Here is a 24,122-nt window from a genome sequence, read left to right as displayed (position 1 = left end):
GGATTCTATGGCAGGCATGGACGACAACAACGATCTTTTCGGCAATCTGGAAAAGCAGCCCCAACCGGCTCGGACACCGGAGCGCCCGGCCGACCCGCTGGTGCAGGCCACGAAGCGTCCTGCCGCGACCAAGGACGGCAGCGAGGGCTATAGCGCCGCCGACATCGAGGTGCTGGAGGGGCTGGAGCCGGTGCGGCGCCGTCCCGGCATGTATATTGGCGGCACCGACGACAAGGCGATGCACCATCTGTTTGCCGAGGTCATCGATAATTCGATGGACGAGGCGGTCGCCGGCCATGCCACCTTCATCGATGTCGAGCTGTCGGCCGACGGGTTTCTGACCGTTACCGACAATGGCCGCGGCATTCCGGTCGATCCGCATCCGAAATTCAAGAAGCCGGCGCTCGAAGTCATCATGACGACGCTGCATTCGGGCGGCAAGTTCGATAGCAAGGTCTATGAGACCTCCGGCGGTCTGCACGGTGTCGGCGTCTCGGTCGTAAATGCGCTGTCGGACCATCTCGAAGTCGAAGTCGCGCGCGGTCGCCAGCTTTACCGCCAAAGGTTCTCGCGCGGCGTTCCGGTGAGCGGGCTGGAGCAGCTCGGCGAAGTGCACAACCGGCGCGGCACCAAAATCCGCTTCCATCCCGACGAGCAGATTTTCGGCAAGGGCGCCGCCTTCGAGCCGGCGCGGCTCTATCGCATGACCCGCTCGAAAGCCTATCTGTTCGGCGGCGTCGAGATCCGCTGGAGCTGCGACCCATCGCTGATCAAGGAAAAGGACCAGACGCCCGCCAAGGCGGAGTTCCATTTCCCCGGCGGCTTGAAGGACTATCTCAAGGCATCGCTTGGCGACGACTTCCAGGTGACCCGCGAGATCTTCGCCGGCAAGAGCGAAAAACAGGGCGGCCACGGCTCGCTGGAATGGGCGGTGACCTGGTTCGGCGGTGACGGCTTCGTCAACTCCTACTGCAACACCATCCCGACCGGCGAAGGCGGCACGCATGAGGCCGGCTTTCGCAATGTGCTGACGCGCGGGCTTCGGGCCTATGCCGACTTGGTCGGCAACAAGCGCGCCTCGATCGTCACCTCCGAAGACGTTATGATCTCGGCGGCCGGCATGCTGTCGGTTTTCATCCGCGAGCCGGAATTCGTCGGCCAGACCAAGGACAGGCTGGCAACGATCGAAGCCATTCGCATTGTCGAGACCGCCATCCGCGATCCCTTCGACCACTGGCTGGCCGACAATCCGCAGGAAGCCTCCAAGCTGCTGGAATGGGTGATTGCGCGCGCCGACGAGCGGGTGCGCCGGCGCCAGGAAAAGGAAGTGTCGCGCAAGAGCGCGGTGCGCAAGCTGCGCCTTCCCGGCAAGCTCGCCGACTGCACGCAGAACGCCGCCGCGGGCGCCGAACTGTTCATCGTCGAAGGCGACTCGGCCGGCGGCTCGGCCAAGCAGGCGCGCGACCGTGCGAGCCAGGCGGTGCTGCCGCTGCGCGGAAAAATCCTCAACGTCGCCAGCGCCGGCAACGACAAGCTCGCCGCCAACCAGCAGATATCGGACCTGATTCAGGCGCTCGGTTGCGGCACGCGCTCGAAATACCGCGACGAGGATTTGCGCTACGACCGCGTGATCATCATGACCGACGCCGACGTCGACGGCGCTCACATAGCCTCGCTGCTGATCACCTTCTTCTACCAGGAAATGCCGAACCTGGTGAATGGCGGCCATCTCTATCTGGCGGTGCCGCCGCTCTATTCGATCCGGCAAGGCGGCAAGGTTGCCTATGCCAGGGACGATGCGCACAAGGACGAGCTGTTGCGCACCGAATTCACCGGCCGCGCCAAGGTCGAGATCGGCCGCTTCAAGGGCCTGGGCGAGATGATGGCCGCGCAGCTCAAGGAAACCACCATGGACCCGAGGAAGCGCACGCTGCTCAGGGTCGATGTTATCGACGCCGTGGCCGCGACCAAGGATGCTGTCGACGCGCTGATGGGCACCAAGCCGGAAGCCCGCTTCCGCTTCATCCAGGAACGCGCCGAATTCGCCGCGACGGAAGTGCTGGATATCTGAGCGCCGGCAACTCTTCGTTTTGACGCAGTTCCGGGCGGAAAACCGTTTCACACTTTTCCTGGAACTGCTCTAGCCTGCGCTTCCGATACGGAGACCAGCTTGTGATCTGGGCGCGGCTGAAGAGCTACTTCGAAACTAGTTTGGCGGGCCTGACGCAGCCGACGCGCTCGGATTGGATTTTCGCCCTGCGCACGGTTTCGGCCGGTCTGATCGCGCTTCTCGCTGCTTACGCGCTAAAACTCGACCACCCGCAATGGGCGATGATGACGGTCTTCATCGTCGCCCAGCCGGTCGCCGGCATGGTGCTGGCGAAAGGTTTTTACCGGCTGCTCGGCACGCTGGCCGGTGGACTTGCGGCGATCGGCATCACCTCGGTTTTCGGCACCAATCCCTGGCTGCTGGTCACGGCGCTGTCCGTCTGGATTGGGCTGTGCACGCTGGTTTCGTCGCTGCTGCGCAATCCGGAAGCCTATGGCGCCGCACTTGCCGGCTATACCGCGATGATCATTGGGCTGCCGGCTTTCGGCCAGCCGCATGTGATCGTCGATCTCGCTGTCGCGCGCTGCGCCGAGATCGTGCTCGGCATCGTCTGCGCCGGCCTGACCAGCCGGCTGATCCTGCCCAAGCTGGCCGCTGACGCCATCATCTCCAGGCTGAAGCGCAGCATCCTCGACCTTGCAACCTATGCGGGCGGCGCTTTTTCCGGCGGCGACCCGGCGAGACTGGCCGGCCTGCACGGCAAGCTGATCACGGACGCCCAGATGCTGGCCGAGATGCGCACCTATGCCCGGCTCGAAGCCCCGAGCTTCGCCACCCGCGCCCATCCGGTCCGCCTCACCATCGGTCAGCTTCTGTCGGCGCTGTCGGCGGCACGCGCGCTGCATTCTCACGCCGCGCCGAAAAACGCAGCGCTCATTCCGGTGCGCTCGGAACTGCAGTCGCTGGTCAGCGAACTGGCAGCCACGCCCGAGGCGCTGGAGGACACGTCGCCCTGGGTGACGCGGCTCGACGCGATTGCCGGCAAGGCCCGGCAAATGCCCGACGCCTCGACCGATCAGGGCGACGACAGGGTCGGCACCATCACGCGCCTCACCATCGCCGCCGATTTCGCCGAAGCCTTCAAGCAGGTGCTGCGCGGCCTCGACGCCCTGCGCGCACCGGTGACGCGCCCGAGCCGGAGCAACATGCAGCTGCCTGCGCTGGTGGTGCATCGCGATTATCCCGGGGCTTCGCGCAATGCCATACGCGCCGCCCTTGCCACGCTGGCGGTCGCCGCCTTCTGGCTGACGACGAAATGGTCCGACGCGGCCGGCACCGTTATCCTCGTTGCGGTCGTCTCCAGTCTTTTCGCCGCGCGGCCTGACCCGGTGCGGGTGTCCTGGGGCTTCTTCAAGGGTACGCTGCTGGCTTTGCCCTTTGCCTTCCTTGTTGGCCAGGTCGCGCTGCCTGCTTTGCCCGGCTTCGGCTGGTTCACGCTGTTTGTCGTGCCGATCCTGGTACCGACGGCGCTGGGCATGGCCAATCCGCGCACCGTCGGCGTGGCGACGGCCTTTGCAATCAATTTCCTCGCCTTCCTCAGCCCGCATCAGGCGATGACCTATGCCCCAGGCCCGTTCTTCGCCGGCTCGGCGTCGGTGCTGGTCGGCATCCTGCTGGCTATCTGCGTCTTCATCGTGGTGCTGCCGGTGGATCCATGGCGCGCGGCCAACCGCATCGTGCGCGCCATGCGCGAGGATCTGGCGCGGCTGTGCCTGCATGAGCGGGTGCCGCGGCGTTCGGCCTTCGAGAGTCTGGCCTATGACCGCATCAACCAGCTGATGCCGCTCTTGCAAAATGCCGGCAGGAAAGGCGATGCGATCCTGGGCGGCGGGGTCGCCGCCGTTACCGTCGGCCTCGAAATCCTGCGCCTGCGCGCCGCGCAGCAGAGGCCGTCCACTCCTACCGACACCGCGCTCTCGATCGCCAATTTCCTGCGCGGCCTCGCGCGTGAACTGCTCTTTCGCGCAACCGGCGATCCACAGACAGCAACTGTCACTGTGGCCCGGCAATATGCAGCCAGCCTTTCAGAGCGCAGCGGCGGTGCGGATATGCTGCAGATCGCAGCCTCGCTGCGCATCATCGCCGCCGCGATCGAGGATTTCCCGGATTTCTTCGCCAAGGACCGAGTTTAGGGCGTCAGGCCGCGGCTATCGCCAGCGCATGCCCGCGCGCGTTTTCCCGCAGCGCGTCGAGGTGGATCGACTTGACCAGGCCGGCGATATCGCCCTCGGTGGCCGGACCGCCAAGCTCCTTCAGCATCAGCCAGCTGACCTCCTGCACGCCGGCGAGGCGCTTGCCGTTGGCGACCTCGCGCCAGATTTTGAGCGCGCGCAGGATGATGCCATGGGTGGAAGCGGCAAGGCCGGCGCTGCGGAAGAGCGCCTGCAACGCAACGTCCTGGCCGCCTGCGAGCAAGGCCCGCACCCGCTGCTCCGACTGCTGGCTGAGCGCAACCAGGGCCGAGCCGAAAAAGTCGACCTTGCCGTGGGCAATGGCACGGATGATGAAACTTGCGGTCAGGTCGCCGCGCAGGCGCAGATGTTCGATAAGTGCCGCATGTTCCTCAGTGCGCGTGCCTTCGACCAGCCGCACCGAAGCCTTGACGCAAGCATCGCGCGTGACCCGCTCGGCTCTGGCCGCCCCCATCAGCGCCATCACCAGCGGCGAAGCCTTCAGCGTTTCGCCGAGCTTGACCAGCAGCATGTGCCGGCAGTCGGCCGGCAGCCGCACATCCGTGACCATTGCCTCGCGCAAATGAGCGATATGGCCATGCCGCTCGGCCATGCGGCGGAAGCTGAGCGACGCGATATCGGCGCCGTCATTGGCGAGCAGCGCCGCACACGCTTCCGGTTCGCCGATCTCGGCGATCGCCGCGGCAACCGCCATCGAAACGACCGGCCGGTCGGCGATCAGTTTTTGCGTCGCCTTGTGCCCGGCCGCGACGCGGTCGATCAGGTCGGCGTCCGTCAGCAGCGGGGAGCGCGCCAGCACCAGGGCTGCCACTTCCGGCTGATCGGAGGCAAGCGCGCTGATGATCTGCAGCGGCGCGTGATGGCTCATCGACAGCGCTTCGGCCATAGCCAGCCGCACCTTCGACGAGGCGTCGTCGAGCAGCAGCGTCAGCGCCGCTTCGGCCGCGCAACGGTCTTCGAAAGGCAGGTCGGAATTGACGTAGGCGCGGGCCAGCGCGCTCGCCGCCGCGGCGCGCTCCGAAACTCTCGCGGTGTAGATCCATTTGAGAAAATGCGAGACAACCATACTGCCTGCTACGCCCCTTGCCGGAAAGCTTCCGGCCCCAGGAATGACCCTAGGCAGAAATGGTTTACGAACGGTTCACCATGTTTATTAACTGGCTTGCGGGTGGCATGGGCAGCGCCTATCAACCGTCAGGCAGCGGAGGAGAAAAACGATGCCCGGGCTTTATCTCGAAGAGTTCGTCGTCGGACATGTCTTTCGGCACACGCTGCGCAAGACCGTCACCGAAAGCGATAACATGCTGTTCTCGGTGATGACGCTCAACCCGCAGCCGCTGCACATCGACTTCGACTTCGCCGCCAAGAGCGAATGGGGCAGACCGCTGGTCAATTCGCTGTTCACGCTCGGCCTGATGATCGGCATTTCCGTCAATGACATCACCGTCGGCACCACAATTGCCAATCTCGGCATGAAGGAGACGGTGTTTCCGCACCCGGTCTTCCACGGCGACACCATCCGTGTCGAAACGACGGTGCTCTCAGTCAGGGACTCGAAATCGAAGCCGGACCGCGGCATCGTCGAGTTCGAGCATCACGCCTACAATCAGAACGATGTGCTCGTTGCCAAATGCACGCGCCAGGCGATGATGATGAAAAAGGCGGCCTGATGCGCTCGCTGCTGTTTGTGCCCGGGGATTCCAAAAAGAAACTGGAGAAGGGTTTTGGCGCCGGCGCCGACGTGGTCATCGTCGACCTTGAGGATTCCGTGGCGCCACAAAACAAGCCGTCGGCACGCGACATCGCAGCACGCTTTATTGCCGGCAACAGGCAGCAGACAAGCTCCGCCATCTATATCAGAGTCAACGACCTATCGACCGGGTTGACCGACGATGATCTGGCCGCCCTGGTTCCGGTCAAACCCGACGGCATCATGCTGCCGAAGTCGAACAGCGGCCAGGATGTCCAGCAGCTATCCGTAAAGCTCCGCGTACATGAGGCCGAAAACGGATTGCCGGATGGCGCGATCAAGATCCTGCCGATCATTACCGAGACCGCTGCTGGGTTGCTGGCCGCCGCGACCTATGCCGGGGCAAGCGCCAGGCTTGCCGGCCTCACCTGGGGTGCCGAAGATCTGTCGGCGGCGATCGGCGCGCAGGCTGCGCGCGACGATAACGGCCGCTACACCGATGTCTTCCGCCTTGCCCGCACCATGACCATCCTTGCCGCCGGCGCAGCTGAAGTCGCGGCGATCGACACGGTTTTCCCCGCCTTTCGCGACATGGCCGCCTTCGAAGCCGAATGCACGGAGGCCGAGCGTGACGGCTTTACCGGCAAGATGGCGATCCATCCGGCGCAAGTGCCGGTCATCAACGCCGCCTTCACGCCATCGGCGGAGGCAGTGCAACGCTCGCAGGCCATCGTCGCGGCCTTCGAGGCGGCCGGAAATCCCGGCGTGGTCGGCATTGACGGCAAGATGTATGACCGGCCGCATCTCAGGCTCGCCGAACGGCTTCTGGCTCGCGCCAAGGCAGTCGGGGTTTAGTCCCGCGCCAGCACGATGACCCGGTCCTCAGGCAGGTAGGCCAGCGCTTGCGACTTCAACGGGTTGACGGTGACGCCGCCCAGAGCCCGCTCATCACTCTGCGCAGCGCGAACGCGCCTATGTCCGATGGCGATCTCGCCGCGCAGCCGCGCCGATTCCGCGATCGTCCAGAACGTCACCGGCTGATCGATGGCGACATAGTGGCCGACCGGACGCATGTAGATTTCGGAGCCCTCCTCGTCGAGCAGGTCATCGAAGATCGCGGCGAGATGCTGGTTCTCCGATGCCTGCGCCAGCATCAGGCTGACCAGCCGGTTGCTGACGACGAAGTCATCGGCCTTGGTCACCGCCGCCAACTCGCGGTTGCGCACGTCGATCATTTCGCTAACAATCGAGATATGCGTGCCGGCATCGTCTGCGATTTTGCGCAAATGCAGCAGCGTCACCAGCGTGCGCGTATCGGCGGGCTGCGCTGCCATGGTCTCGCTGTAGCCGAGGACGAGCACGTGGTCGTAGGAAGGCACGTCCAGGCTTGCCAGTGCTGTGCTGCTCGACGTGTCGGTGATCCGGCAGGAAACCGACAGATTGTCGCCGACGACCGGCAGCCCGGTAACTTCCTGTTCGAGGCCTGGCGTATCGGCGGCGATGGTCAGGATCGAACCAGGCGCGACATAGCGCGACAGTTCATAGGTTATGATCGGACCGCGCCGGTTCCAGCCAAGGATCAGCGTGCGCTCCGGCTTCGCCTCGATGGGCTGATGGCGAAGAATCGCCGCGGCATCGATCTTGGCTCCGGCGCTTCCCAGCTTGATGGCGGCATCGTCCTCGGCAATGATGATGGCGCGCGTGTCCTTGCCGATTACCAGCTCCGACGGCGGGTTGAGATTGACGCGCCCCTGCTGGTCGCAGAGCCCGATCAGCGTGCAATGCTCATACGCCATCACTGCCTCGCCGAAGGTCTTGCCGGTGAGATCAGGCTGCTCGGTCGTGTAGATTTCGCAGCCGTCGAAATCGAGCAGCTCCGAATAGACGCCGCTGAGACCCGACTGCCGGCTCGAATGCACGACGATGCGCGAGATCAGCTGGTCGGCCAGGACAAGCTGTACCTCGGCCCCGCCGACGACGCGGGCGACCTCGGCGTTCTTTCCGTCGCGGATCTCGGCGGCGATGTTATAGGGCGCCGTGCGCCGGTTCGGGTCGTTGGCCAGCGCCAGCACCGTCTTGATCACCTGCGAATCCGGGTCGTCGCCGTCCGGCGACAGCACGATGATCGAGCGCGAGGTCTGCGGGTTGACGATGGCCAGATCGTAGAGGTCGGTCGGGTCGCCGCTGCGGCAGATGATGCGTGTATTGCCCAGTCTGCCGACTTTGGCGGCGATCTCGTCCTCCATCGCCACCTTGTCCATATTGGCCATGACGACAATGCGCGGATGGCGGCGGCTGGCATTGGCAATGACGAGTTCGGAGATGACGTCGAAGATCGACGGCGACCAGTTGAGGATGATGGTGTGGTCGCTCTCCAGCACCCGCGAACGGCCCTTGCGCAATTCATCGAGCTTGCTGTCGACGCCGGCGCTGAGCACGCCGATGAGGGCCGACACGACGAAGATGCCGGCGAGCGTGACAAAGAGCATGACGAGACGAAAGGCCCAGCCGGTGTCGCCGCCCATCGTGCCGGAATCGAGCGTGCGCATCAGCGATTCCCAGAATGCTTCGAAGAAGTTCAGTGGTTCGCCGCCCTCCGGCGCGATGCGGGTCACCGCAAGGAAAGCCGCGGCGGCGATGATGATCAGCAGGGAAGCGACGGCGAGCCAGCCGATCAGCGCGATAGGGCCGGCGGCCATGCTCTTGTCAAACCCGTAGCGCAGCCGGGTTCCCAGCGAGTCTCGTTTCTTCATGTCGCCGGCGTCCCCCAATATCCCTATGGTCGATGCGCCAACCCCAACGCTCGCCGAAGCCGCTGTCTTAGCCTGTGTTTAAATAAAGGGGAATCGCTTTCGGGTGTCAGCCGTTCCACGGCCCCTCATAATCGGCATAGAGCTTTGCCGGATCGGGTCGCGGCCGTTCCGGCGCCGGGCCCTGGTAGGAGCCGATATGGATAAAGCCGACGACGCGCTCCTGCGGCGCCAACCCCAGGATCGCCCTGCCCTCGGCCACATCGGAATACCAGTTGCTGATCATGTTGGTGCCATAGCCCAGCGCATTGGCTGCAATCATCAGGTTCAGCGCCGCCATGCCGCCGGACAGGAACATTTCCCATTGCGGGATTTTTGGATTGTCCTTCGGAACCGACACCACGCCGATCACCAGCGGCGCGCGGGAAAACCGCGCAAGCTCCTGGTTGCGGCGGTTTTCCGGCAGCGGCCCTTCGCGCTGTTCGGCGAGCGCCGCCAGCTTCCTGCCGATCTCGAATCGCGCCTCGCCGCGATAAAGGATGAAGCGCCACGGCTCCAGTCGGCCGTGATCGGGCACACGGCTTGCAGCCGCGATCATGGTCGCGATATCGCCATCGCTGGGCGCCGGTTCCTTCAATTCAGGAATCGGTGCGGAGTTTCGGGTCAGCAGGAAGTCGATGATCGGCGACGCCATGGGGGCCAGGTCTCCTAAAGCACTCGATTTTGAGCTGAAGCGCGCCATTGCGGATCGGGGCGGCTCGGGCATTGGCGCGGGCGCGCCGGACGAAAGAACCTGTTGCCAAGGCGGTCGGACTCTTAAGCCTTGAAATTGCCACCGCCTTGGGCTTCAACGCAAGGCATGTTTGAGGGGAGATCGCGCCTTTTCCTGATTTGGCTCGCCGTAGCGCTGTTTGCGCCGGCCTCGATGGCCATGGCGCAGAATGCCGACGGCATCGGCAATCTGAAACTCCCCGATATTTCGAGCTATGCACCGCCCAAGGGCGAGACGCCGCTGGCACTCGGTGGCGGCGGTGCCATAACGCTGTCGGCGCAGTTGACCGACAAGGGCGCCGACATCACGCGCGGCATCGTCTGGCGCGTCTTCAAGCCCGAGGCCGCCGGCGACGGCAAGCTGCCGATGGTGGCTTCCGCGCATGGCGGCAGCGCCGTGTTCCAGCTCGAACCCGGCAGCTATCTGGTCCACGCCTCATACGGACGCGCCGGCGCCACCAAGCGCATCACCGTCGGCAAGGACGCCAGGCGCGAAAGCCTGGTGCTCGATGCCGGCGGCCTCAAGCTCGACGCGGTGCTGTCGGGCGGCGCGCGTATTCCGCCGAAAAAACTGCGCTTCTCCATTTATGAGGGCACCGCCGAGGCCAATGGCGACCGCGCTTTGATCATTCCCGATGTCGAGCCGAACAGCGTCGTGCGGCTCAACGCCGGCGTTTATCATGTCGTCTCCACCTATGGCGCGGTCAATGCCGTTATTCGTTCTGACATCCGTGTCGAAGCCGGCAAGCTGACCGAAGCCACCGTCGAGCATCGCGCGGCGGAGGAGACCATGAAGCTGGTGCGCGAGACCGGCGGCGAGGCCATCGCCGATACATCCTGGTCGCTGCTCAACGAATCCGGCGATCCGATCAAGGAGGCCGTCGGCGCCTTCGCCTCGATGGTGCTGGCCGAAGGCCAATACACCATCATCGCCAAGAACCGCGACCGCATCTACCAGAAGGATTTCACCGTGGTCGCTGGGCAGAACCAGGAGATCGAGGTGCTGGCCACTGATGCCTCTGCGATCGATCCGGAGGAAGGCGCCGACTGACCGGCGCGCCCATTGGCATCGGTTTGGCTGCTCAGTTGAAGTGGTAGTTCAGGGCTACGTCAGGCGGCCTTGCACAGGCGGCGCTGCAGGAAGTGGACCCGGCCGCGCGGCGCGTCGGGCGCTAGGTCGAAGACACCGCGATGAAGACGGTCGAGCAGCGTCTTGCGGTCGCGCAATGGCTCCAACTCATCCCAGCTCAGCACATCGCCGACGCGCACGTCGATCGCCTTGCCGGACAGCCGCGCAAATTCGCGGATGAGCATTGAAAGGCGCAACGTCAGCGACGCCTTGCCGACGAATTTCGCCAGCCTTCCTTCGCGCTCGGCCATGTTCATCGGACCGCTGACCAGATGGAACAGCCGGCCGTTCTGACCTGAAAAATGCATCGGCACCACCGACGCCTTGGCGTCCTGCACGAGGCGCGCCGGAAACATCTTCCACGGCAGGTCGCGCGCCCGGCCAAAGCCTTTCGGCGCCGTGGCGACGCCGCCGGCCGGAAATACGACGATGGTGACGCCCTCTTTCAACAGCCGCACTGCCTCGTGGCGCACCGCCATGTTGTTCTTCACCGCGTCCTTGGTCTCGGAAAAGTCGATCGGCAGCGAGTACGGTTCCATCTCGCGGATCTTCAGCAGATCCTTGTGGATCATGACGCGGAACGGACGCCCGAGCTGCTCGACGAGCGACAGCACGGCAATGCCGTCGCCAATGCCGAACGGGTGGTTGGCTACGATCACCAGCGGCGTGTCCGGCAGCCCCGCCGGCGGCCACCGATCGGTGCTGCGCACCTCGACGTCGATCAGCTCCAGCATGCGGCTGAACACGCGCTCGCCGGTCGGCGCCACCTGGCGGCGCCAGAAATCATAGAGCGCGGCATACCGGTCGCGCCCCGACAGACCTTCAATGGAATGGATGAACCAGCGCGTCAGCGCCGGCTGGCTCGCATTGGCGTAGGAGAGTTCGGGAAACGGCCTTTCCCGTATCTTCAGCTTGAGCATGGGGGCTCGTTACAAGGTTGGCGTGACAGGCATGTGAAAATGGCGGTGGATCGCTCCACCGCCATTTCTCCGAAATATTGATTGCTCAGGCCGCGCTGCGCCTTCGGTCGGGCGAAACAGCCTCGTCGGAAAGCAGCTTCAGCGCGTCGGCCAGCTTGAGCGATTCCTGATCGCGCGAGCCGAGCCGGCGGATGTTGACCGTCTCCTCTTCCGCCTCGCGCTTGCCGCATACGAGGATCACAGGAACCTTGGCCAGCGAATGCTCACGCACCTTGTAGTTGATCTTCTCGTTGCGCAGATCCGGTTCGGCCAAAAGTCCTGCCGCCTTCAACTGTGCGACGACCTTTCGCGCATAGTCGTCAGCATCCGAGGTGATCGTCGCCACAACCACCTGCAGCGGCGCGAACCACAGCGGGAAATGACCGGAATAATGCTCGATCAGGATGCCGAGAAAGCGTTCCATCGAACCGCAGATGGCGCGATGCACCATCACCGGCTGCTTCTTTTCCGAATCCGAACCTATGTAGAAGGCGCCAAAGCGTTCCGGCAGATTGAAGTCGACCTGCGTGGTGCCGCACTGCCATTCGCGGCCGATGGCGTCCTTCAGCACATATTCGAATTTCGGCCCATAGAAAGCGCCCTCGCCCGGATTGATCGAGGTCTTGATGCGGTTTCCCGAGCGCGTCCTGATTGTATCCAGCACGTTGCCCATGATCGCCTCGGCATGATCCCAGGCCTCGTCGGTGCCGACGCGCTTATCCGGCCGCGTCGACAGCTTCACGCTGACATCGTCGAAGCCGAAATCGGCGTAGGTCGACAGGATCAGATCGTTGATGCGCAGGCACTCCGCGGCCAGCTGCTCCTCGGTGCAGAAGATGTGCGCATCGTCCTGCGTGAAGCCGCGCACGCGCATCAGCCCGTGCAAGGCGCCGGACGGTTCGTAACGATGCACATTGCCGAATTCCGCAAGCTTTACGGGCAGATCGCGATAGGATTTCAACCCATGCTTGAATATCTGCACGTGGCCCGGACAATTCATCGGCTTCAGCGCGAACACGCGGTCGTCGTCGGTGTCGTCGCCGGCCACCGTCACCTTGAACATGGCATCGCGATACCAGCCCCAGTGGCCAGACGTCTCCCACAGGCTCTTGTCGAGAACCTGCGGTGCGTTGACCTCCTGGTAGCCCTGCTCGTCGAGGCGGCGGCGCATGTAGTTGACCAGATTCTGGAACATCTTCCAGCCCTTGGCGTGCCAGAAGACGACGCCCGGCCCCTCTTCCTGGAAATGGAACAGGTCCATCTCGCGGCCGAGTTTGCGGTGGTCGCGCTTCTCTGCCTCTTCCAGCATCGTCTGGTAGGCATCGAGTTCAGCTTGCTCGGCCCAGGCCGTGCCGTAGATGCGGGTCAGCATGGGGTTGTTCGAATCGCCACGCCAATAGGCGCCGGCCACCTTCATCAGCTTGAAGGCGTTGCCGATCTGCCCGGTGGAGGCCATGTGTGGGCCGCGGCAGAGGTCGAACCAGTCACCCTGGGAATAGATCTTGAGATCCTGGTCTTCGGGAATGGCGTCGATCAGCTCGAGCTTGTAGCGCTCGCCCTTCTCGGCAAAGACCTTTTTCGCCTTGTCGCGCGACCAGACTTCCTTGGTGAACGGCTTGTTACGCGCAATGATCTCGCGCATCTTCTTTTCGATCACCGGGAAATCGTCAGGCGTGAACGGCTCGTTGCGGGCGAAGTCGTAATAGAATCCGTTCTCGATCACCGGCCCGATGGTCACTTGCGTTCCCGGCCACAGTTCCTGCACGGCCTCCGCCAGCACGTGTGCTGCATCATGACGGATGAGTTCCAGCGCGCGCGGATCGCTGCGGGTGATGATCTCGACCTTGCCGGACTTGCCAAGCGGGTCGGAAAGATCGCGAACGGTGCCGTCGATGGCATAGGCGACAGCCTTCTTGGCCAGCGACTTCGAGATCGATTCGGCGAGGCCCGCACCGGTCATCGCCGCGTCATAGTCGCGGACGGAGCCATCGGGAAATGTCAGGGAAACGGAATTCAGCATCGGGTATCTCCTATCCAGTCCCGCAAACGAGCGCGGGTGGTCGTGGTGTGAAGCCGGAGGCATCCGGCAGCGGGCGGGTTTTAGAGGCCACGCGGCATCAGGTAAAGAGCCGTCGTTGGCGCAGCTGTCAGGAAATGGCGCGACAGATGTCGCAGGCCAGTCGCACAGGCTTGCGAATTTCCCCGACACGAGGTTGGAATCCCCGGCATGGAAGACGCAAAATCCAGCCGAACCGCCTTGGGCGTCGCGCGCATGCGGGCCCTCCACCAGTTCTCGCAGCAGGCGGCGCTGTTTCGCGACCCATATGCGAGTGCGATACTGGGCGATGCCGCACCGACGGTGCAGGAGCTCGAGCAGGAAGGTGAGCGCAGCCGGCGCATGCGCCTGTTCGTGGCAGCGCGCGCCCGCCTCGCCGAGGACTGGCTGGCTGCGGCGGTGCGCCGGGGCGTCCAGCAAGTGGTGGTGCTCGGCGCCGGCCTCGACACTTTCTCGCTGCGCAATCCGTACCCTGATGTCGCGGTGTTCGAAGTCGATCACCCGGCGACACAGGCCTGGAAACGGAAATGCATCGCCGATGCTGGTCTTGCCGAACCGCGGGCCACCATGTTCGTGCCGGTCAACTTCGAGCGCCAGCGCCCCGCGGATGGCCTGGCATCGGCCGGTTTGCGGCAGACCGAGCCCAGTTTCTTCATCTGGCTGGGTGTCGTTCCGTATCTGAGCCAGGACGCAATCTTCAGCACCCTGTCCTGGATTGCCGGCATGCCCGGTTCGGAGGTCGTCTTCGACTACAGCGAGCCGGCCGAGAACCGCGATGCGGCTGGACAGGCTGCCCTCTCTTTCCATGCGGCGCGCGTCGCCGCTGCCGGAGAGCCCTGGATCAGCTTCTTCGTGCCCGCGGCACTGGCGCAATCGCTGCGCGAGCTCGGCTTCGATGAGATCGAAGATCTGGAAAGCAGCGACATCGCCGCCCGCTTCTCCAGGACGCCAAAGGCGGAGACAAGGAATTCCGGCGGCCACATCCTTCGTGCCCGCCGGAGCACTTGAAGCTAAAGCAAGTTCACTTCACCAGTTGCGGCAACTCCCTCAGTAACGCCGCGCGTGTCGCCGGGCCTTTCGGCATGTCGATCGGCTTGGTGTCGACGACCAGCCGGGCGAAGACGATCCGGCGGCCGCCCTTTTCGGCCCAGCCGACGAACCAGCCCAGCGCGCGCTTGTCCTTGCTGTTTCCCAGCCTGGTGCTGCCGGTTTTGCCCCGCACCGTCCAGCCGCCGGCCTGGAAAGTCGGCAGGATGGCTCGGGTCATCTCATGCGCCTTGGCAGAAACCGGCATCTTGCCGGCGAGCAGCTGGCGCAGGAAGGCTGTCTGTTCGACCGGCGATATCTCAAGCGAGGAATTTATCCAGGATTGCGTGAGCCCGTTGTCCTTGTCGGCATCGCCCGAGACATCCATGTTGCCGTAGCCGAATTTCGAGACGTAGAGGGCAAAGCTTTTTGCGCCGAGCCGGCGCACGATCTCGCGCGAATACCATACGATCGAGTCGCGCTCCCAGATCGTCGGGTCGACGGCCTTGTGGTCGCGCTTCACGGCGTTGAACTCAGGCTTGTAATCCCAGCTCGGTGTATGCGCGTCGCTGAGGACACCGCTGTCGTAGCCGATCAGCGCCAGCGGCACCTTGAAGGTCGACGCCGGGCTGACGCGTTGGTCGCAGACGCCGCTTTGATAGAGCGTCTCGCCGCTCGCCGCGTCCTGGATAAGCGTGCAGGCGAAATCGCCAAGCGGCGCCGATTGCGCCCGCATCGGAAATCCCAGAAACCAGGCCAGCAGGAAGAGGACCGCGGCAATGATGAAGGGATGGGTTTCGATCCGACGCATGTGGGCTCTCCTGGGAATGACAGGAGGCGCTTAGCGAAGTGTCTTGGCTCGATTTTGACTCAAATGCGCAGTCTTTGTGCAGCCCGTTGTTAACCTTACCGGATTGTAAAGAAATGCCGCGCTGGCGATCTGGATCAGGGACCAGCGCGCCCGCCGTCAGGCCTCGCCGCGCTTCCTGCCGATCTGCCAATAACGCCATGGCATGAACCAGACATAGCGCTGATCGAGTACCTCCGGCACGCGATCGATGCCATGCGAACCGAAAGGGCCGCAGCGCAGCACGCGGAACAGCCCCATGAAGCCGCCGGCCCACAGACCATGGCGGGCGATCGCCTCATGCGCGTATTCGGAACAGGTCGGCAGATGCCGGCAGGAATTGCCGACAAATCCGGACAGCGTCAGTTGATAGAGGCGCACCAGCGACGTGCCGAAAATGCGGCCGGGTGTTTTGCGCCAGGGACCGGGCCAGTTGCGCCCGCGCCGGGTCCGTCCGGCGGCATGCACATGCCGATGCTGGTCGCCCACCGCAGTCTCTTTCCGAACGCGACCCGAAACCGGCTTCCGGGTCAGCTTGCGTTTCCAAACCGATAGATGTGAGCTTCGGCCGGCAAACGCAATCCTCTTCACTCACTCGCCTCTTTGTCGGCTTCAGGGTCGCGAGCGGCGAAAGGGATGCCGCTCCGCTGGAGCCGCCCAGCGGGTGGCCGGCCTTTGCTCGGTGCGCTGCACATGATGCTGCCTGTCGCCACGCCATTGAAACGTCGCGATCCGCATCACATCGCCAAAGATTTCCAGAAACTGGATCATGTCCGTGTCTCCTCTAAGAGCGGATTAGACGCCCGCTGGCCTTCGTCTTCAAACGAGTATAATTTCCGGTTCGGATAACTTCGGGTTATGCGAAATGAAGCGCGGACGGTTGCCCCTGACGGCGTTGCGAAGTTTCGAGGCAGCCGGCCGGCAATTGAGCTTTAGCCGGGCCGCCGAGGAGCTGTTCGTCTCGCAGGCCGCCATCAGTCGGCAGATCCGCGAACTCGAGCAGTTCCTGCACCAGCCCTTGTTCCACCGTCATCACCGCCGCGTCGAGTTGACCGAGGCCGGCCAGCGCCTGCTCGATCAGCTGGTCAGGAGTTTCGATGACATCGACAGGCTGCTTTCGGACCTGGTGGCTGTTCCGGCGCAGTCGGTGGTCCGCGTCAGTGTCGAGCCGTCGCTGGCCTCGGTATGGCTGTTGCCGCGGCTCAACCGCTTCAGCCAGTTGCGGCCCGATATCGACGTTTCCCTCGAAGTTGACCCAAGGCCGATCGAGTTCCGCAGCGATCAGCCCGAACTCGCCTTGCGCTTCAGCGCGCGCGCCACCTCATGGCCGCGCAGCGAGGCCGAATGGCTAGCCTCGACCGTCGATTCACCGGTCCTGTCGCCGGCCTTGCTGGGATCGGGCCCTGCCCTCGAAAAGCCGCTCGACCTTGCCCGCTACACGCTGTTGCACGAGGAAAATCGTCAGGGCTGGGCGCGCTGGTTCGAAGCGGCTGGCGTCGCCGCCGACGCCATTCCGGCGCGCGGCCCTATGCTGGCGGATGTGTCGCTGTCGAAGCAGGCCGCCCTGCTCGGCCACGGCGTGGCGCTGGGCGACCTCTTGCAGATCGGCGAGGAGATTGCGTCCGGCGCGCTGATCAAGCCGTTCGACATCGACGTCGCATCCGGCGCCTACTGGCTGGTGGCCAGGAGTTTGAAGGACCTGCCGGAGCCGGCTAAGGCCTTTGCCGACTGGGTGAGAAGCGAATTTGCCGAAAGCAGACGGGCGCAGGAACAGCAGACCTAAGCCGTCGTGCTTCTTAAGCCCTCGGTTCTATTTCTGCTGCGCGCCGGATGACATCACTCGGCCGTCGAAATTGACCGTCGTCTCGCGCCAAGCCTGGTAGCTATCGGCATAAATCGCAAGGCCAATGAAGGGCGCACAACGGGTAATCGCCCGAACTGCGCTGTCATCGAACTTCTTGCCCTGTGGTTCTGTTGCAAGATTGAGTACCTTCGGCGGCGCCGCCAGCGAACCATCCCGGTTAAAGCTGATTTTGACGCGTGTGGCCACAAGTTCGTCGCCGACGGGGATAATCCAGCAGCCAGCCAGCTTGTCAGCGAGGTAGGCGGCAGCCTTCTGCTGCGAGGCGTTTTCTGCGCCGGCAGCATAGCCACTCGTGACCAGCGAAACCACAAGGCCCGAAGCCACCATCAACCAATGCAAACACTTCCTCCGTCATGTCCTGCGCGAAGCCCGCGCTATGTCACGCTGCTTCTTCTGCGCGTTTCTTCTCGATTTGACCGATGGCATCGACGACCGCATCGAAGGTCAGCATGGTCGAGGCATGGCGCGCCTTGTAGTCGCGCACCGGCTCCAGATATCTCAGATCGGCAAAGCGGCCTTGCGGCGGCGCGCCGTTTTCCTTGAGCATCTTCAGCATGGTGTCGCGCACCGCCCGCAATTCGTCGGCGCTGGCGCCGATGACATGTTGAGCCATGATCGAGGACGAGGCCTGGCCGAGCGCGCAGGCCTTCACGTCATGCGCGAAATCGGTGACGACGCCATTGTCCATCTTGAGGTCGATGGTCACCGTCGAGCCGCACAATTTGGAATGGGCCTTGGCCGTCGCATCCGGATGATCGAGCCGGCCGACGCGGGCGATGTTTCCGGCAAATCCCAGAATTTTCGCATTGTAGACGTCGTCAATCATATTTTTCCAATCCGTCGCCGCCAAGCGAACAGCGATTGCCGTTGTACCGTCTTTCATTCGCTGCGTACGAGCATATATAATGGTGGCAGTCGGGTATCGACAAGGCAACGCAAAGCCATCGTCCTTGCCCATTTCGTTCACGCCGCTTGCGGGCTGGAAACCGGGCGAGTTTTCAGCACCCGAAAGGTCGTGGTCCGTTCAACTCGTTCCTCCTGAGAGAGGAACTACGGGAGACGCCTTTATGGATGCCGTCATCAAGAAAATAATGCCCCCTTCCGACTATCTGGACAAGCCGGTCACCGACAGGCCGAGCGAAGCCGAGGTCGAGGCCGCCGTGCGCACGCTGTTGCGCTGGACCGGCGACAATCCGGACCGCGAGGGCCTGATCGACACGCCCAAGCGCGTCACCAAGGCCTTTCTCGAAATGTTCAACGGCTATGACATGTGCCCGGCCGAAGAGCTCGGCCGCACTTTCGAGGAAGTCGCCGGCTATGACGATCTCGTCATCGTCAGGGACATCCAGTTCCACTCGCATTGCGAGCACCACATGGTGCCGATCATCGGCAAGGCGCATGTCGGCTACCTCCCGGATGGCAAGGTCGTCGGCCTGTCCAAGATCGCCCGTGTGGTCGATATCTTCGCCCATCGCCTGCAGACTCAGGAGGCCATGACCGCACAGATCGCCGGCGTCATCCAGGACGTGCTCAATCCGCGCGGTGTCGCCGTCATGATCGAGGCCGAGCATATGTGCATGGCCATGCGCGGCATCCGCAAGCAGGGCTCCACCACGCTGACCTCGACCTTCACCGGCGTGTTCAAGGACACGCCCGAGGAACAGGTCCGTTTCGTCACCATGGTGCGCGGCCTCGGGGCGTAAGCCTCTCGCCGGCATCGCTAGATCAAGGACCGGCGATGTCGGCACTAACATTTCCCAAGGCTCCATCAGACAAGAAGGCTCTCGAAGAAGGCGCGGTGTTTTCCCCGCGCTTCGATGCTGCCGGGCTGGTCACCGTCGTCGTCACCGACGCCGCTGACGGTATGCTGCTGATGGTCGCGCATATGAATGCCGAGGCGCTGGCGCTGACGCTCGAAACCGGCATCGCGCACTACTGGTCGCGCTCGCGCAGCACGCTGTGGAAGAAGGGCGAAACATCAGGCAATTTTCAGACCGTCGTCGAGATGCTCACGGATTGTGACCAGGACGCCATATGGTTGCGCGTCAAAGTGTTGGGCCACGACGCAACTTGTCACACCGGCCGGCGTTCATGTTTTTATCGGACGGTGGGGCTAATCGGCGGCAAGGCAACGCTTGCCGACGATGGCAGCACGCCGCTATTCGATGCGGAAAAAACCTATCGGAAGCCCGCGTGAACCATTCAACAGTCGCAAACCACTCATATTCACTATTCTCAAACGTCCTTCCTGTAGAACGGACGCGGGACAAGGGAGATCATGATGCTCGAGTGGGCGTCATTGCGTAGCAGACCGGACGTGCGGGAGGCCAATGGCCCCTCATCGTCCGGCGGGGTGCCTGACCCGCAACCCGCGGGCAAGACAGGCATTTCGCTCGCGCTGGGCGGCGGCTGCGCACGCGGCTGGGCGCACATTGGCGTGCTGCGCGCGCTCGACGAAGCCGGCATCGAAGTCTCGATGATCGCCGGCACCTCGATCGGCGCGCTGGTTGGCGGCTGCTATCTCGCCGGCAAGCTGGACGAACTCGAGGAGTTCGCCCGCAGCCTGACCAAGCGGCGCATCTTCGGCCTGCTCGATCTCAATCTGCGCGGCAGCGGCCTGTTCGGCGGCATGAAACTGGACGTCAGGCTGCGCGAGCACATGGCAGGCATCCGCTTCGAGGATCTCACGAAACCCTTCGTCGCCGTTGGCGCCGAAATTCGCACCGGCCATGAGATCTGGCTGTCCAGCGGTTCGCTGATCACCGCGATGCGGGCTTCCTATGCGCTGCCCGGCGTGTTCGAACCGGTGAATTGCAACGGCCGCATTCTGGTCGACGGCGCGCTGGTCAACCCGGTTCCGGTTTCGGTCTGCCGCGCCTACGAGCAGCCGCTGGTCGTCGCGGTCAACCTTCACTACGATCTGTTCGGCCGCGCCGCCGTCATCAAGCACAGCGCCGGCGAACTGCTCATCGAGAAGGACGCGCCCCGGCCAGGCCAGGCCAGCCCCGACCACCAGCCGCACCAGAGCCGTCTCGGCATCACCGGCGTCATGGTCGAAGCCTTTAACATCATCCAGGACCGGATTTCACGCGCAAGGCTGGCGGGCGATCCGCCCGACATGTCGCTGCAACCGAAACTCAGCCATATCGGCTTGACCGAATTCCACCGCGCGGATGAGGCGATCAGCGTCGGTTACCAGGCGACGATGGCGCAGATCAGCGAGTTGAAGCGGCTGCAGACGGTTCTCGCTTAAACCAGTTCGGCAATGTCAGGCTTTGGCCGCATCGGTGATGCGGAACTGCACCGTGCGGTTGCCGTTCCAATAATTCCCCGACAGCGAGCCGGCTACATGGATCGTGTTGCCCCTGTTCTTGAACAGGAATTCGCCCAGCGCGGTATCGACGGATCGAAAGGCGATGCCCTGGATGCGGCCGCCGCTTTCCGACTGCAGATCAGCCCGGATGTGGTTGGTGCCGACAGCCCGCGCGTCGGCCAGCCGATGGCGCGGCAGCGCGAACACCGGCGCGACATGGCCGGCGCCGAAAGGCCCGGCCTTTTCCAATGCATCGAGCAAAGCAATCGTCGCGCCCTCGGCGGCGAGCGCGCCGTCGACGGCCAGACTTTCTTCGTCCTGCAGCCGGAACACTTCGGCCGCCGCGCGCTCCTCGAAGAAAGCACGGAGTTCGCCGAGCTTGGCGCGTTCCACCGTGATGCCGGCGGCCATGCCGTGGCCGCCGCCCTTGACGATCAGCCCGGCATCGGCGGCTGCGCGCACCAGCCGTCCGAGATCGAAGCCCGACACCGAACGGCCAGAGCCGGTGCCGATGCCATTGGCGTTGAAGGCAATGGCGAAGGCCGGCCGCCGCGCATGGTCCTTCAGCCGCGAGGCGATCAAGCCGACAATGCCGGGATGCCAATTGGTGCTGGCGGTGACGATGATGGCCGGCCCGTTGCCGCCGGCAAGTTCGGCGTCAGCCTCGGCGCGCGCCGCTGCCAGCATCTCCAGCTCCATCTGCTGGCGTTCCTGGTTGAGCCGGTCGAGTGTCTCGGCAATGGTCCCGGCCTCAACCGGATCGTCGGTGGCGAGCAGCCGGCTGCCAAGTGCTGCATCGCCGATGCGGCCGCCGGCATTGATGCGCGGCCCAATCAGATAGGCGAGATGAAAGGTGCTTATCGGCTCACCGATGCGGGACACCCGCGCCAGTGCGGCGAGCCCCTCATTCTTCTGCTGCCGCGCCATCTGCAGTCCCTTGACGACGAAAGCGCGGTTCACGCCGATGAGCGGCACCACATCGCAAACCGTGGCCAGCGCCGCCAAGTCGAGCAACGACAACAGGTCCGGTGGCGCTGCGTCGGGCAATCGGCTGCGCAGGACCCTCGCCGTCTGCACCAGAGTGAGGAAGACGACACCGGCGGCGCACAGATGGCCTTGCCCGGAAAGGTCGTCCTCGCGATTGGGATTGACGACCGCGGTCGCCTCCGGCAGCGGGCCGCCGACCTGATGGTGGTCGAGCACCACCACATCGGCGCCTGCGGCCTTGACGGCATCGATGGAGACAGCGCTGTTGGTGCCGCAATCGACGGTGACGATCAGCGTCGCGCCGCGCGAGACCAGTTCGCGCATAGCCTCCGGATTGGGGCCGTAGCCCTCGAAGATGCGGTCGGGAATGTAGATCTCCGAAGGCACCGAGAAATGCGTCAGGAAGCGCTTGAGCAACGCCGAAGANAGATGCGGTCGGGAATGTAGATCTCCGAAGGCACCGAGAAATGCGTCAGGAAGCGCTTGAGCAACGCCGAAGAGGCGGCGCCGTCGACATCGTAGTCGCCGAAGATTGCCACCTTCTCCTTGGCCATGACCGCTTCGGCGATGCGGGTCGCAGCCTTGCCCATGTCGGTCAGCGAAGCCGGATCCGGCAACAGATTGCGGATCGTCGGATCGAGGAAGCGCTCGGCCTGGTCCGCGGTGACGCCGCGCCCGGCGAGCACGCGCGCCACAATGTCGGGCACGCCGTGGCCCTGCGCTATGGCCAGCGCAGTCATGTCCTGCCGCTCGCTCAACCGGTGTTCCCAGGAAACACCGGTCGCCGACTGCCTGACGTCGAGGAAGAAGCGTTTGTCGCCCGTCATAGGAGGCGTAGTCTACAGATTGTCATTTCCGGCAATATGCGACGGCTAAACAGGAAAGTCTCAACTTTTCCACCTCCTGGTGACGCGCCTTGATCTCGCGGCTCACGCCTCCGCCAGAACCCGATGATGACTGGTGGGTTCGACCTGAAATCTCAATCCGGCTCCAAATCAAAGAGAGAGAGCATTATGGCGTCCGAAACCATTTTCAGCAGCAGCATCAATCGGTTAAAGGAGAAAAATGACTTGGCCTAGCCCGCACGCTCGATGCGGATAACCTGCGGCTTGTCTGTGAGGTGGCCGTCCTTGGTGATGCCGTCGACAGCCTTGCGCACCGCTGCTTCCGTCGTCTCGTGGGTGACCAGGATCACCGTCTTTTGCGCGTCCGTCTCGCCGCTGACGGCATGCTGGACGATCGATTCCAGCGAAATGTCGTTGTCCGCCATGCGCTTGGCGATCGCGGCGAAGACGCCGATGCGGTCGTGCACGGTCAGCCGGATGAAATAGCCGCCGGCATGGCTGCGCATCTGCGCCTTCTTGTAGGGGCGCAGTTCCTTGGCCGGCAGGCCGAACACCGGACCGTGCTGGAAGCCCGGCCGGCTCTTTGCGATGTCGGCGATATCGCCGACCACGGCGGACGCGGTGGCGTTGCCGCCGGCGCCCGGGCCGGAGAGCAGCAGTTCGCCCAGAATGTCGGTTTCGATGGCCACCGCATTGGTAACGCCATGCACCTGTGCGATCACCGACGCGGTCGGCACCATGGTCGGGTGCACACGCTGCTCGATGCCGCTGTCGGTGCGCTGCGCGACGCCGAGCAATTTTATCCGGTAGCCAAGGTCGCCCGCGGCGCGGATATCGGCCTGGCTGATATTGGAAATGCCTTCCATGTAGATGTCGTTGGCGGCGATCCTGGTGCCGAAGGCCAGGCTGGTCAGGATCGACAATTTATGCGCCGTGTCATGGCCCTCGATATCGAAAGTCGGATCGGCTTCGGCGTAGCCCAGCCGTTGCGCGTCCTTCAGGCACTCGTCGAAGGAGATGCCCTCGGCCTCCATGCGGGTCAGGATGTAGTTGCAGGTGCCGTTGAGGATGCCGAAGACGCGGGTGACCGAATTGCCGGCCATCGCCTCGCGCATCGTCTTGATGACCGGGATGCCGCCGGCAACTGCCGCCTCGTAGTTGAGCAGCACGCCCCTCTTCTCGGCGATTTCGGCAAGCGCCACGCCGTGCTTGGCCAACAGCGCCTTGTTGGCGGTGACGACATGACGTCCGGCTTCAAGTGCTGCCTTGACCGACGCGCGCGCTGCCCCTTCGTCGCCGCCGATCAGTTCGACGAAGACGTCGATATCGGCGGCCTGCGCCATCTTGATCGGATCATCGAACCATTTGGCGGCGCTGAGGTCGACGCCACGGTCGCGCTTGGGATCGCGCGCGGAAACGGTCGTGACGATGACATCGCGTCCGCACTGGCGCGTCAGCTCCGCTGCCTTGTCGCGCAGCACGCGCGCCACCGAGGCGCCGACCGTACCCAGACCCGCAATTCCAACACGCAACGCTTCAGCCATGCCCGGCGACGCCCCTCAAAAAATCTGCTCGAATAAGAT

21 protein-coding genes and 1 pseudogene are annotated in these 24,122 nt (G+C 63.8%); 10 read left to right on the top strand and 12 right to left on the bottom strand.

What is annotated here, in order from left to right:
• The first annotated feature begins 16 nt into the window (after window positions 1-16).
• Window positions 17-2,071 carry a DNA topoisomerase IV subunit B gene (gene parE, locus X751_RS150575; RefSeq protein WP_023744803.1) on the top strand — a complete coding sequence of 685 codons (2,055 nt, stop codon included), beginning with the start codon at window positions 17-19 and terminating at the stop codon, window positions 2,069-2,071.
• A 101-nt stretch (window positions 2,072-2,172) separates the two neighbouring features.
• Entirely contained in the window at window positions 2,173-4,242 is a 2,070-nt protein-coding gene (locus X751_RS150580; RefSeq protein WP_023744802.1) for an FUSC family protein, read from the top strand.
• Between the two features lie 4 nt (window positions 4,243-4,246).
• Here X751_RS150580 and X751_RS150585 read toward each other — a convergent pair whose 3' ends face one another.
• The gene (locus X751_RS150585) at window positions 4,247-5,368 is read right to left on the bottom strand and encodes a DUF2336 domain-containing protein (RefSeq protein ID WP_023744801.1); all 1,122 of its coding nucleotides are present in this window, start codon (window positions 5,366-5,368) and stop codon (window positions 4,247-4,249) included.
• Window positions 5,369-5,519: 151 nt separating this feature from the next.
• Between X751_RS150585 and X751_RS150590 the strand changes: the two genes are divergently transcribed.
• Both X751_RS150590 and X751_RS150595 read left to right on the top strand, forming a co-directional pair.
• Window positions 5,520-5,972, top strand: a complete 453-nt coding sequence (locus tag X751_RS150590) for a MaoC family dehydratase (protein ID WP_023667608.1) — start codon at window positions 5,520-5,522, stop codon at window positions 5,970-5,972.
• Window positions 5,972-6,847: a CoA ester lyase gene (locus X751_RS150595; protein ID WP_023710650.1), complete on the top strand. Its 876-nt coding sequence runs from the start codon at window positions 5,972-5,974 to the stop codon at window positions 6,845-6,847. The genes X751_RS150590 and X751_RS150595 overlap by 1 nt, the downstream gene beginning before the upstream one ends.
• Here the strand turns inward: X751_RS150595 and X751_RS150600 are convergent.
• Both X751_RS150600 and X751_RS150605 read right to left on the bottom strand, forming a co-directional pair.
• Entirely contained in the window at window positions 6,844-8,745 is a 1,902-nt protein-coding gene (locus X751_RS150600; protein ID WP_023744800.1) for a hypothetical protein, read from the bottom strand. The genes X751_RS150595 and X751_RS150600 overlap by 4 nt on opposite strands.
• A 106-nt stretch (window positions 8,746-8,851) precedes the next feature.
• On the bottom strand, window positions 8,852-9,436 hold the full coding sequence (locus tag X751_RS150605; protein ID WP_023701213.1) for a nitroreductase: 585 nt from the start codon (window positions 9,434-9,436) through the stop codon (window positions 8,852-8,854).
• A 165-nt stretch (window positions 9,437-9,601) separates the two neighbouring features.
• On the opposite strand from X751_RS150605, the gene X751_RS150610 reads away from it, so the two are divergent.
• Window positions 9,602-10,564 carry a hypothetical protein gene (locus X751_RS150610; protein WP_023701214.1) on the top strand — a complete coding sequence of 321 codons (963 nt, stop codon included), beginning with the start codon at window positions 9,602-9,604 and terminating at the stop codon, window positions 10,562-10,564.
• 59 nt (window positions 10,565-10,623) lie between these two features.
• Here X751_RS150610 and X751_RS150615 read toward each other — a convergent pair whose 3' ends face one another.
• Both X751_RS150615 and thrS read right to left on the bottom strand, forming a co-directional pair.
• Window positions 10,624-11,562, bottom strand: a complete 939-nt coding sequence (locus X751_RS150615; RefSeq protein WP_023744799.1) for a GNAT family N-acetyltransferase — start codon at window positions 11,560-11,562, stop codon at window positions 10,624-10,626.
• 85 nt (window positions 11,563-11,647) lie between these two features.
• Complete coding sequence (gene thrS, locus X751_RS150620; protein WP_023667614.1) at window positions 11,648-13,621, bottom strand: threonine--tRNA ligase; 1,974 nt, start codon at window positions 13,619-13,621, stop codon at window positions 11,648-11,650.
• 207 nt (window positions 13,622-13,828) lie between these two features.
• On the opposite strand from thrS, the gene X751_RS150625 reads away from it, so the two are divergent.
• A complete protein-coding gene (locus tag X751_RS150625) occupies window positions 13,829-14,665 on the top strand; it encodes an SAM-dependent methyltransferase (RefSeq protein WP_023695453.1) in 837 nt (278 codons plus the stop codon).
• A gap of 13 nt (window positions 14,666-14,678) precedes the next feature.
• Here X751_RS150625 and blaOXA read toward each other — a convergent pair whose 3' ends face one another.
• The 3 genes from blaOXA to X751_RS1000000167500 form a co-directional block, all read right to left on the bottom strand.
• Window positions 14,679-15,494, bottom strand: coding sequence for a class D beta-lactamase (blaOXA, locus tag X751_RS150630; protein ID WP_023695454.1), 816 nt, complete (start codon window positions 15,492-15,494; stop codon window positions 14,679-14,681).
• A 156-nt stretch (window positions 15,495-15,650) separates the two neighbouring features.
• On the bottom strand, window positions 15,651-16,019 hold the full coding sequence (gene yidD, locus X751_RS150635; RefSeq protein WP_023667617.1) for a membrane protein insertion efficiency factor YidD: 369 nt from the start codon (window positions 16,017-16,019) through the stop codon (window positions 15,651-15,653).
• Between the two features lie 123 nt (window positions 16,020-16,142).
• Window positions 16,143-16,301 carry a hypothetical protein gene (locus X751_RS1000000167500; RefSeq protein WP_023667618.1) on the bottom strand — a complete coding sequence of 53 codons (159 nt, stop codon included), beginning with the start codon at window positions 16,299-16,301 and terminating at the stop codon, window positions 16,143-16,145.
• 94 nt (window positions 16,302-16,395) lie between these two features.
• Here X751_RS1000000167500 and X751_RS150640 point away from each other — a divergent pair, with 94 nt between their 5' ends.
• Window positions 16,396-17,313 (top strand): LysR substrate-binding domain-containing protein, encoded by a 918-nt coding sequence (locus X751_RS150640; protein ID WP_023667619.1) that lies wholly within the window; start codon window positions 16,396-16,398, stop codon window positions 17,311-17,313.
• 27 nt (window positions 17,314-17,340) lie between these two features.
• On the opposite strand, the gene X751_RS150645 is transcribed toward X751_RS150640, so the two are convergent.
• Together X751_RS150645 and X751_RS150650 are read right to left on the bottom strand one after the other, a co-directional pair.
• Window positions 17,341-17,733, bottom strand: a complete 393-nt coding sequence (locus X751_RS150645; RefSeq protein ID WP_155923149.1) for a hypothetical protein — start codon at window positions 17,731-17,733, stop codon at window positions 17,341-17,343.
• A gap of 40 nt (window positions 17,734-17,773) precedes the next feature.
• Window positions 17,774-18,220 carry an iron-sulfur cluster assembly scaffold protein gene (locus X751_RS150650; protein WP_023691130.1) on the bottom strand — a complete coding sequence of 149 codons (447 nt, stop codon included), beginning with the start codon at window positions 18,218-18,220 and terminating at the stop codon, window positions 17,774-17,776.
• A gap of 241 nt (window positions 18,221-18,461) precedes the next feature.
• Here X751_RS150650 and folE point away from each other — a divergent pair, with 241 nt between their 5' ends.
• From folE to X751_RS150665, 3 genes are all read left to right on the top strand, one after another.
• Entirely contained in the window at window positions 18,462-19,097 is a 636-nt protein-coding gene (gene folE / locus X751_RS150655; RefSeq protein ID WP_023667622.1) for a GTP cyclohydrolase I FolE, read from the top strand.
• Between the two features lie 35 nt (window positions 19,098-19,132).
• Window positions 19,133-19,591 carry a phosphoribosyl-AMP cyclohydrolase gene (gene hisI, locus X751_RS150660; protein ID WP_023695458.1) on the top strand — a complete coding sequence of 153 codons (459 nt, stop codon included), beginning with the start codon at window positions 19,133-19,135 and terminating at the stop codon, window positions 19,589-19,591.
• Between the two features lie 84 nt (window positions 19,592-19,675).
• Window positions 19,676-20,647: a patatin family protein gene (locus X751_RS150665; RefSeq protein WP_023667624.1), complete on the top strand. Its 972-nt coding sequence runs from the start codon at window positions 19,676-19,678 to the stop codon at window positions 20,645-20,647.
• A 15-nt stretch (window positions 20,648-20,662) separates the two neighbouring features.
• Here the strand turns inward: X751_RS150665 and recJ are convergent.
• Window positions 20,663-22,521, bottom strand: a pseudogene (gene recJ, locus X751_RS01000000163790) (single-stranded-DNA-specific exonuclease RecJ).
• 248 nt (window positions 22,522-22,769) lie between these two features.
• Complete coding sequence (locus X751_RS150670; RefSeq protein ID WP_023695460.1) at window positions 22,770-24,083, bottom strand: homoserine dehydrogenase; 1,314 nt, start codon at window positions 24,081-24,083, stop codon at window positions 22,770-22,772.
• Window positions 24,084-24,122 lie beyond the last annotated feature (39 nt).

The organism is Mesorhizobium sp. LNJC394B00 (assembly GCF_000502555.1).
GTDB lineage: Bacteria > Pseudomonadota > Alphaproteobacteria > Rhizobiales > Rhizobiaceae > Mesorhizobium.
Note: the sequence above shows the minus strand (reverse complement) of the source record. Positions and strands in the feature narration are given on the sequence as shown.